Source organism: Pollutimonas bauzanensis, assembly GCF_040393045.1.
Taxonomy (GTDB): Bacteria; Pseudomonadota; Gammaproteobacteria; order Burkholderiales; family Burkholderiaceae_B; genus Pollutimonas; species Pollutimonas bauzanensis_A.
The window spans coordinates 21,219-30,163 of record NZ_JBEBUX010000042.1; the positions used below are offsets into that span (position 1 = coordinate 21,219).

Genomic DNA, 8,945 nt, shown 5'->3' on the forward strand with positions numbered 1-8,945 from the left:
GCCCGGAACTCGGGCCTGAATAAACAACAAATCCTCAAGTATTGGAGCGCTTTAAATGAAAGTTTTTTACGACAAAGATTGTGACCTCTCCCTGATCAAAGGCAAAACTGTTGCCATCATTGGCTATGGTTCCCAAGGCCATGCTCATGCACTGAACCTGCATGAATCGGGCATCAATGTTGTGGTTGGCCTGCGCAAAGATGGCGCATCCTGGAGCAAAGCTGAAAACGCCGGCCTGAAAGTCCTGGAAGTGGCTGACGCAGTAAAGGGCGCCGATCTGGTCATGATCTTGTTGCCTGACGAAAACATCGCCGAGGTCTATCGCACGCAAGTGGCCGCCAATATCAAGGCCGGCGCTGCATTGGCGTTCGCTCATGGTTTCAACGTGCACTACGGGCAAGTACAGCCCCGTGCCGATATCGACGTCATCATGATCGCTCCTAAGGCGCCAGGCCACACCGTGCGTGGTACTTACCGCCAGGGTGGCGGTGTTCCCGCATTGGTTGCCGTTCATCAAGATACCTCCGGCGCCGCGCGCGACGTTGCGTTGTCGTATGCTTGCGCCATCGGTAGTGGCCGCGCCGGCATCATCGAAACCAATTTCCGCGAAGAAACTGAAACCGACTTGTTCGGCGAACAAGCTGTGTTGTGCGGTGGTGCGGTCGAGCTGATCAAAGCCGGTTTCGAAACATTGGTCGAAGCAGGGTATGCACCCGAAATGGCCTACTTCGAATGCTTGCACGAACTCAAGCTTATCGTGGACCTTATCTACGAAGGCGGCATCGCCAACATGAACTACTCCATTTCCAACAATGCGGAATATGGCGAATACGAAACCGGTCCCAAGATTGTTACCGAAGAAACGAAGAAAGCCATGCGTCAATGCCTGGCCGACATCCAAAACGGTGTGTACGCCAAGAACTTCATCCTGGAAAATGCCGCAGGCGCACCTACGTTGACCTCGCGTCGCCGTATCAACGCCGAGTCGCAAATCGAACAGGTCGGTGGCAAGTTGCGCGCCATGATGCCCTGGATCGCTGCGAACAAACTGGTTGATCAAACGAAGAACTAAATTTCGTTAATCGCCAGTTGCATTGCCAAGAAACGCCCCTTGAGGGCGTTTCTTTCGTTGGGCAGCGTAATTACGCGCATTCGATAAACATCACCGCACATTTCGGTTATTCTTCACCTTACAATGAATAAACCTTCTTACCCCCATCCCATTATTGCGCGCGAAGGCTGGCCATTCCTGGCTGGTATCGTGCTGGTGTCGATAGCTGTCAGTTTCTGGTCGGGCGCTGCCTCGATCCCGTTATGGATAATATCGATTTTCGTTTTGCAGTTTTTTCGTGATCCGGCGCGTGTTGCGCCTGAAGGCGAATTTAACGTTTTGTCGCCTGCGGACGGTCGCATTGTGGCCGTAGAAGAGGTCCGGGACACTTATGCTGATCGCGACTCGCTCAAAATCAGCGTGTTCATGAACGTATTCAATGTTCACTCCAACCGTGCGCCAGTCGACGGTTCCGTTGTTTCGATCAACTATTTCGCTGGTCAGTTTTTTAATGCTTCCCTGGATAAGGCATCCCTGGAAAATGAACGCAATGCAACGGTACTGCGTACCAAGCAGGGCCATATTGTTACCGCTGTGCAGGTGGCCGGTTTGGTGGCCAAGCGCATTCTTTGTTATGCCAAGCCTGGCGATTCGCTGTATGCAGGGCAACGCTACGGTTTTATCCGCTTTGGTTCACGCGTCGACGTTTATCTGCCGCCGGGTTCGCGTCCTCGCGTTGCCATAGGCGACAAGGTGCACGCCACCAGTACAGTGCTGGCGGAATTACCCGAAAGCCCTGCCCAAACACAAGAGTAAGCCTATGCCTAATTTCTCATCGGACGAAGCCCGTCGCCGCAGTATCTACCTGCTGCCCAACGCTTTCACGACGGCGAACCTGTTTGCCGGATTCTATGCCGTAGTGCAGGCAATGAACGGCCGATTCGAAATGGCGGCTATTGCCATCTTTCTCGCCATGGTTTTTGACGGCATGGACGGGCGCGTTGCCCGACTTACCAACACACAATCGGCTTTTGGCGAGCAGTACGACTCCTTGTCCGACATGACCTCGTTCGGCATAGCGCCTGCCTTGGTCATGTATGTATGGTCACTGCAAAGCCTGGGGCGCTGGGGCTGGCTGGCGGCTTTCATTTATGTCGTGGGCGCCGCTTTACGGCTAGCGCGTTTCAATACGAATATTGCAGTGGTCGACAAACGGTTTTTTCAAGGCTTGCCGAGCCCGGCAGCGGCAGCATTGGTGGCCGGTTTCCTGTGGCTGGCAGTCGATAACAAGCTGGCGCTGCAACCGGAAACTATTGCCTGGTTGTCGTTTGGGTTTACGGTATATGCCGGCATCGCCATGGTGACGAATGCGCCTTTCTACAGTGGCAAAAGTTTTGCCTTGGGGCGTAGCGTGCCATTCTGGGTCATGCTGGTGCTGGTTGCTGTATTCGTTTTTGTGTCCAGCGATCCGCCCGTAGTGCTTTTTAGCCTTTTCGTTGTCTATGGCTTGTCGGGTTGGGTCATTATGCTCTGGCGCTGGCGGCGTGCCCGCGAATTGACGCGTATGCGGCAAGAAGGCCTTGATGAACGGGAAGCCACGGTCACGCCGACGTTTTCCGAGCCGCATACTTATCACCCCCCACAACCGGGCAAACCGGTTCTGCCGGGTGATCAGGCGGCTTCATCCACAGATAAGCCGCGGGAATCCGGTAAGTTCTAATATGGCAGTCGGATTATGCGCCTGATGGCGCTAATCCGACGCGCTATTCTCTGTGCCGTAATCAATCAAACCAGAAGTTGTCGGGGTCGTACATGGGATCCGGGCCAGGGTGGAACCGTGTCACTTTGGTGCCGTCGATGCCGAAATAGACATACATCAGTGAATTCCACGCACCGCTTTGTCTATATCTGTAGCTCCATACGATTTGGGTTGACGAAGGCAGGCCTACGGTTTCGATCTTGGCGGGCGGCCCGAATTCGCATCGTACTTGTTCCGGGGTCCATGTGCCGCTGGCCAGAAGCCGGAAATGCTCGTCAGTTAACAGCGATTGCACGCTGTCGGTATTGCCCGCCGCGTCTACATTTGTGCCCCAGGCGTATTGACCCATGGGCTGCATGCTCCAGATCAGCCGCTGCCCACCGTTTTGTGCAGGGCAGGAATAGTTCGGCTTCCCATACTTCGATTCGACTTGATGCAACGGGGTGCCGGCAGGAATGTCAGCCATGCTTGTGCAGGCGGCCAGTATGCCGATCGACAGGGCTGACGCTGCCGCCTTGCCAAAACGTGCCAACGTAAAATTTTTCATAATAGGCTCCGCCAGGATTGAATAGTCGTATTCTAAGAGGGTGCGGCGCGTTTGTGTGGCGCATGTATGGATCGGTTCTAATCAGGTTCGGCGAATATCCGGCCGTTCCGCTATAATGTTTGCTTCCTTGGGGCGCGTGCATACAAATGCATGGTGTAGCGCCTAGGGTAATACTATATTTTTCAATCACTGCACGTCAGGGCACCTCGGCTCTGTCGCTTGTTAAAGAGGCTAAATAATGTCTGTTGCTGACATCAAAAAATCCGATATCGTTGCACAATACCAACGTGCTCAAGGCGATACCGGTTCCCCCGAAGTACAAGTCGCGCTGCTTACAGCTCGCATTAACGAACTTACTGGCCACTTCAAGGCCCACATGAAAGATCACCACTCGCGTCGTGGTCTGCTGCGCATGGTCAGCCGCCGTCGCAAACTGCTAGATTACCTCAAGGGCCGCAATCCCGATTCGTATCGTTCGCTTATCGAAAAGCTCGGTCTGCGTAAGTGATACTCGGGGCTGGCTCCCCATGATGCAACCGTGCACACTGCGATCAGTATCGTGGTGTGCACGGTTTTTTCTATTGTAAGGATATTCCCCAATGTTTAATAAAGTGAGCAAATCGTTTCAGTACGGTCAGCACACGGTGGTCCTTGAAACGGGCGAGATTGCTCGCCAGGCCTCGGGTGCTGTACTGGTTTCGATTGAAGATACTGTTGTTCTGGCGACTGTTGTCGCTGCCAAAACTGCCAAGGCCGGCCAGGATTTTTTCCCCCTGACCGTTGACTACGTCGAGAAAACCTATGCGGCAGGCCGCATCCCCGGTGGATTTTTCAAGCGTGAAGGGCGTCCTTCCGAAAAAGAAATCCTTACCTCGCGCCTGATCGACCGTCCTTTGCGCCCTCTGTTTCCTGAAGGCTTCTACAACGAAGTCCAGGTCATTCTTCATACTGTGTCGGTCAATCCTGAAATTGATCCGGATATCGCGGCAATGATCGGCGCTTCCGCTGCGTTGGCCATTTCCGGCATCCCTTTCGACGGCCCTATCGGCGCCGCGCGCGTTGGCTACATTAATGGGGAATACGTGCTTAACCCCGGCAGCAGCCAGTTGAAAGAATCGGGTATGGATCTGGTTGTTGCAGGTACCGAGGCAGCTGTCCTGATGGTCGAGTCCGAAGCCAAGCAATTGTCCGAAGAAATCATGTTGGGCGGTGTTGTGTTCGGTCACGAACAAATGCAGGCCTGCATCAATGCCATCCATGATCTGGTTGCCGAAGCCGGCAAGCCCGAATGGGAGTGGCAAGCAGCCCCCAGGAATGAAGCCTTGGTAACAGCGGTCACTGCTGCTGCCCAAGAGCCATTGCAGGCCGCATATCAAGTGCGCGAAAAACAGGCCCGTACCGCTCAGTTGCGTGCCGTTTACGCCGACGTCAAAGCCAAGCTGCAAGAACACGCTGTCGCCAAAGGCGAAGCTGCCCCCGATAGCGTTCTGGTCGAAAACATGCTTTTCGATCTGGAATCCAAAATCGTTCGCGGCCAGGTCCTGAACGGCGAGCCTCGTATCGACGGTCGCGATACCCGTACCGTGCGTCCCATCAGTGTTCGTCTGGGCGTGTTGCCTCGCGCCCACGGTAGTGCTCTGTTCACGCGTGGCGAAACGCAGGCATTGGTCGTGGCCACATTGGGCACCAAGCAAGACGAGCAAATCATCGATTCCATCATGGGCGAGTCGCGCGACCGCTTCATGCTGCACTACAACTTCCCTCCGTTCGCTACCGGCGAAACAGGTCGTTTCGGTTCGCCAAAACGCCGTGAAATCGGGCATGGCCGGTTGGCCAAGCGTTCGTTGGTTTCCACGCTTCCCGAGGCCCAAGACTTCCAGTACACGATTCGTGTCGTGTCGGAAATCACCGAGTCCAACGGTTCATCCTCCATGGCTTCGGTCTGCGGCGGCTCGTTGGCCATGATGGACGCAGGCGTACCCGTTAAAGATCACGTTGCTGGCGTAGCCATGGGCCTGATCAAAGACGGCGGCAAGTTCGCTGTGCTTACCGACATCCTGGGCGACGAAGATCACCTTGGCGATATGGATTTCAAGGTAGCTGGTACCGAACAAGGTATTACTGCCTTGCAAATGGATATCAAGATCCAGGGCATCACCAAAGAAATCATGCAGGTCGCATTGGCTCAGGCCAAAGAAGGCCGGTTGCATATTCTGGAAAAAATGAAGGAAGCCATCGACGGTTCCCGTACAGAGCTTTCCGAATTTGCTCCACGCATGCTCAGCATCAAGATCAATCCTGAAAAAATCCGTGACGTCATTGGCAAGGGCGGCGCCACCATTCGCGCTCTTACTGAAGAAACCGGCACACAGATTGATATTGGCGATGATGGCACGATCACCATTTCCAGCGCCGATCTGGACAAGGCCCGCGAAGCCGAGCGCCGCATCAAGGAATTGACTGCCGACGTGGAAGTAGGCCAGGAATACGAAGGCCCAGTACTGCGTTTGCTGGACTTCGGCGCCATTGTTCAGGTATTGCCAGGCCGCGATGGTTTGCTGCACATTTCTGAAATCGCCAACTATCGCATCGCCAACATCAACGATGTGCTGAAAGTCGGTCAATTGGTTCGCATCAAGGTTATCGAAGCCGACGACAAGGGCCGTTTGCGCTTGTCCATGAAGGCCATCGGTGGCATTGAGGCCCAGGGCGGCCCTCAGGGTCCTGTCGCTGCGCCTGCTGCTCCGGTAGTAACGCCAGAGGCAAGCTAAGAAGAAAGCGTTGGACCAGGGCCTCCGGGCCTTGGTCCGGCAGCTATCGCAGGCTAAAAAAAAAGACACCTTCGGGTGTCTTTTTTAATGCTTGGTGCACCCACCCGGAATCGAACCGGGACGGCCAGTGGCCGAGAGATTTTAAGTCTCTTGCGTCTACCTATTCCGCCATGGGTGCGCGGTGCGCAATGCGCTTGGTAACTTCGTAAACCGGTTAACCTGCATGCAGGCTAATCCGGCAACTGATTGGCGGAAGCGGTGAGATTCGAACTCACGGACGAGTCACCCCGTCGCCGGTTTTCAAGACCGGTCCATTCAACCGCTCTGGCACGCTTCCGTTTTCTGTGCGGCATGCCGTGCAGCATGGCATGCCATATGGAAATCCGATTCTATCGCGGAATTTTCATCTTTCAGAAGGACGTGAGTTTAGCCTAAGTAGCGGGGCTTGTGGGCTGAAAGGGTGCATGTCCGGCAAAAAAATCAATTAACAGGTGATAATAGATCTTTTGCTTAGTGTTCAAGGAGTTCATATGAAGGCAGTGGAAATTTCGAAACCGGGCGGCCCGGAAGTCTTGGTGCTGGTGGATCGTCCTATGCCCGAACCTAAGGCAGGAGAGGTTCTTATCAAGGTTTCGGCTGCCGGCATCAATCGTCCCGATGTCTTTCAGCGCAAGGGCAATTATCCGGCGCCTCCCGGTGCGTCTGATCTGCCCGGCCTTGAAGTGGTGGGCGAAATCATAGGTGGCGATGTCGCAGGCACCGGCTTGGCAATAGGCGACAAAGTGTGTGCATTGTTGGCCGGCGGTGGTTACGCTGAATATTGCACTGCGCCTGCCGCCCAGTGCTTGCCCGTGCCGGCGGGGTTGTCCGACGTAGAAGCCGCTGGCTTGCCGGAAACCTACTACACCGTGTGGAGCAACGTTTTTGATCGAGGTCAATTGTCGGCTGGCGAGTCATTGCTGGTACACGGCGGGGCAAGCGGCATTGGCACTACGGCGATTCAATTGGCTACAGCTATGGGGCATAAGGTGTATGCCACCGTCGGCAGCGATGAGCGTGCTCGTGCGGTTGAAGGTTTGGGTGCTGTGCTGGGTATTAATTACCGCACCCAGGACTACGTGGAAGAAATCAAGAAAGCCACTGACGGCAAGGGCGTGGATGTGGTGCTGGACATGGTGGCCGGCGAATACATTAATCGCAATATCAATTGCCTGGCCGACGATGGCCGTATTGTGATCATTGCTCTGCTGGGTGGGTCTAAAGCCACAATAGACTGTAATCACGTCTTGCGCCGTCGCCTGACGATTACTGGTTCCACCTTGCGCCCAAGGCCCGTCTCTTTCAAGGCGGAAATCACTCAGTCTTTGAAACAGCATGTCTGGCCATTGCTCGAGGCTAAAAAAATCCGCCCCATTGTTCACGCCACCTTCCCTCTGGAAAAGGCCTGCGACGCGCACGCCATGATGGACGCCGGCGAGCAAATCGGCAAGATCATTCTTACGGTATAAGGAACTCGTGCGGATTCATCGCTAAAAGGCTACAATGCTGGGTTATCCAATTTTTCTACTATGGCCTAATGAATACCGCTTTAGTTCGTAAGCGCCTTGTAATAGGCAACTGGAAAATGCACGGCACCCAGGCCTCCAACGCTATGCTCCTTACGGGCTTGTGTGCGGGGGTGGCTGTTGTGCACGATTGCGATCTGGCCGTTTGCGTGCCTTTCCCCTATTTGGGTCAGGTTAGCGCCAGCCTGCATGGCAGCGGGATATCCTGGGGTGCGCAAGATGTTAGCAAGCACGAGCAGGGGGCATTTACCGGTGAGGTTTCTTCATCGATGCTCACCGATTTTGGTTGTCGCTGGGTCTTGGTAGGGCATTCCGAGCGCCGTACGCTGCATGGCGAAACCGATACCCTGGTTGCTGAAAAAGCACTTGCGGCCTTGAAGGCAGGTATTACGCCAGTGGTTTGCGTAGGCGAAACCTTGGCCGAACAGGAAGCCGGGCGTACTAATGAAGTCATCCAGCGCCAGCTTGCGCCGGTGCTTGCATTGGGTGCCGATTCGGTTGCTAAAATGGTAATTGCCTACGAACCTGTATGGGCTATAGGCACAGGTCTTACTGCAACACCAGAGCAGGCGCAGGAAGTGCATGCCTTTATTCGAGCGCAGTTGTCCGAATTAGGCGTCCCGCAAGTCCGGATTTTATATGGCGGCAGCGTCAAAGCGTCCAATGCTCTTAGTTTGTTTGCCATGTCTGATATCGACGGCGCCCTGGTAGGCGGCGCGTCGCTGGTGACAGAAGAATTTTTACGTATAGCGGCCGCATAGGCTTCGGAGTTTTTTTCATGCAATGGTTGTCACCTGTTCTTCTGGCGATTCAGGTCGTATCGTCGTTGAGTATTATTTTGTTGGTCTTGCTGCAGCAGGGCAAAGGCGCCGACATGGGCTCTTCGTTCGGGGGCGGTTCGGCAGGTAGTTTGTTCGGCGCGACTGGCGCCGCCAACTTTTTGTCGCGCGCTACCAAGTGGGCCGCCATCATTTTCTTTGTGTCGACAGGCGGTTTGGCTTATTTGGCGCATCATCCGGGCGGAAAGTCGGTTCTTGACGCAGGCGTAATGCAAGGCTTCCAGTCGCCAGTACCAGGCACGGGGCCGGCTGTTCCTGCCGCGCCAGGTGCGGCAGTACCCGCTGCACCGGCAGTGCCTTCGACAACAGCACCTGCTGCGGTTCCATCGGCCCCAGCCCCAGCTCCGGCCGCTGAAGCTCCAGCCCCCGCTGTAGAGGTTCCAGCGCCTGCTGTTCAAGCCCCAGCTCCGGCT

General features: G+C 55.0%; 9 protein-coding genes and 2 tRNA genes. 8 read left to right on the forward strand and 3 right to left on the reverse strand.

Annotated elements, in window-relative coordinates:
- Positions 1-55: 55 nt before the first annotated feature.
- The 3 genes from ilvC to pssA all read left to right on the forward strand — a co-directional run bounded on the left by ilvC (position 56) and on the right by pssA (position 2,771).
- On the forward strand, positions 56-1,072 hold the full coding sequence (gene ilvC / locus ABWO67_RS08700) for a ketol-acid reductoisomerase (RefSeq protein ID WP_353150438.1): 1,017 nt from the start codon (positions 56-58) through the stop codon (positions 1,070-1,072).
- 123 nt (positions 1,073-1,195) lie between these two features.
- Positions 1,196-1,867: a phosphatidylserine decarboxylase gene (locus ABWO67_RS08705; protein WP_353150440.1), complete on the forward strand. Its 672-nt coding sequence runs from the start codon at positions 1,196-1,198 to the stop codon at positions 1,865-1,867.
- 4 nt (positions 1,868-1,871) lie between these two features.
- Entirely contained in the window at positions 1,872-2,771 is a 900-nt protein-coding gene (gene pssA / locus ABWO67_RS08710) for a CDP-diacylglycerol--serine O-phosphatidyltransferase (RefSeq protein WP_353150443.1), read from the forward strand.
- A 61-nt stretch (positions 2,772-2,832) separates the two neighbouring features.
- Here pssA and ABWO67_RS08715 read toward each other — a convergent pair whose 3' ends face one another.
- The gene (locus ABWO67_RS08715; protein WP_502929987.1) at positions 2,833-3,357 is read right to left on the reverse strand and encodes a hypothetical protein; all 525 of its coding nucleotides are present in this window, start codon (positions 3,355-3,357) and stop codon (positions 2,833-2,835) included.
- 238 nt (positions 3,358-3,595) lie between these two features.
- Here ABWO67_RS08715 and rpsO point away from each other — a divergent pair, with 238 nt between their 5' ends.
- A complete protein-coding gene (gene rpsO, locus ABWO67_RS08720) occupies positions 3,596-3,865 on the forward strand; it encodes a 30S ribosomal protein S15 (protein WP_073105838.1) in 270 nt (89 codons plus the stop codon).
- 91 nt (positions 3,866-3,956) lie between these two features.
- Positions 3,957-6,128 (forward strand): polyribonucleotide nucleotidyltransferase, encoded by a 2,172-nt coding sequence (gene pnp, locus ABWO67_RS08725; protein ID WP_353150446.1) that lies wholly within the window; start codon positions 3,957-3,959, stop codon positions 6,126-6,128.
- Between the two features lie 92 nt (positions 6,129-6,220).
- On the opposite strand, the gene ABWO67_RS08730 is transcribed toward pnp, so the two are convergent.
- Positions 6,221-6,306: transfer RNA gene (locus ABWO67_RS08730), tRNA-Leu, on the reverse strand.
- A 69-nt stretch (positions 6,307-6,375) separates the two neighbouring features.
- Positions 6,376-6,465: transfer RNA gene (locus tag ABWO67_RS08735), tRNA-Ser, on the reverse strand.
- 193 nt (positions 6,466-6,658) lie between these two features.
- Between ABWO67_RS08735 and ABWO67_RS08740 the strand changes: the two genes are divergently transcribed.
- From ABWO67_RS08740 to secG, 3 genes are all read left to right on the forward strand, one after another.
- Complete coding sequence (locus tag ABWO67_RS08740; protein ID WP_353150449.1) at positions 6,659-7,636, forward strand: NAD(P)H-quinone oxidoreductase; 978 nt, start codon at positions 6,659-6,661, stop codon at positions 7,634-7,636.
- 68 nt (positions 7,637-7,704) lie between these two features.
- Entirely contained in the window at positions 7,705-8,454 is a 750-nt protein-coding gene (tpiA, locus tag ABWO67_RS08745) for a triose-phosphate isomerase (RefSeq protein ID WP_353150452.1), read from the forward strand.
- Positions 8,455-8,471: 17 nt separating this feature from the next.
- A partial coding sequence (gene secG / locus ABWO67_RS08750; protein WP_353150455.1) for a preprotein translocase subunit SecG occupies positions 8,472-8,945 on the forward strand: 474 nt, incomplete at its 3' end.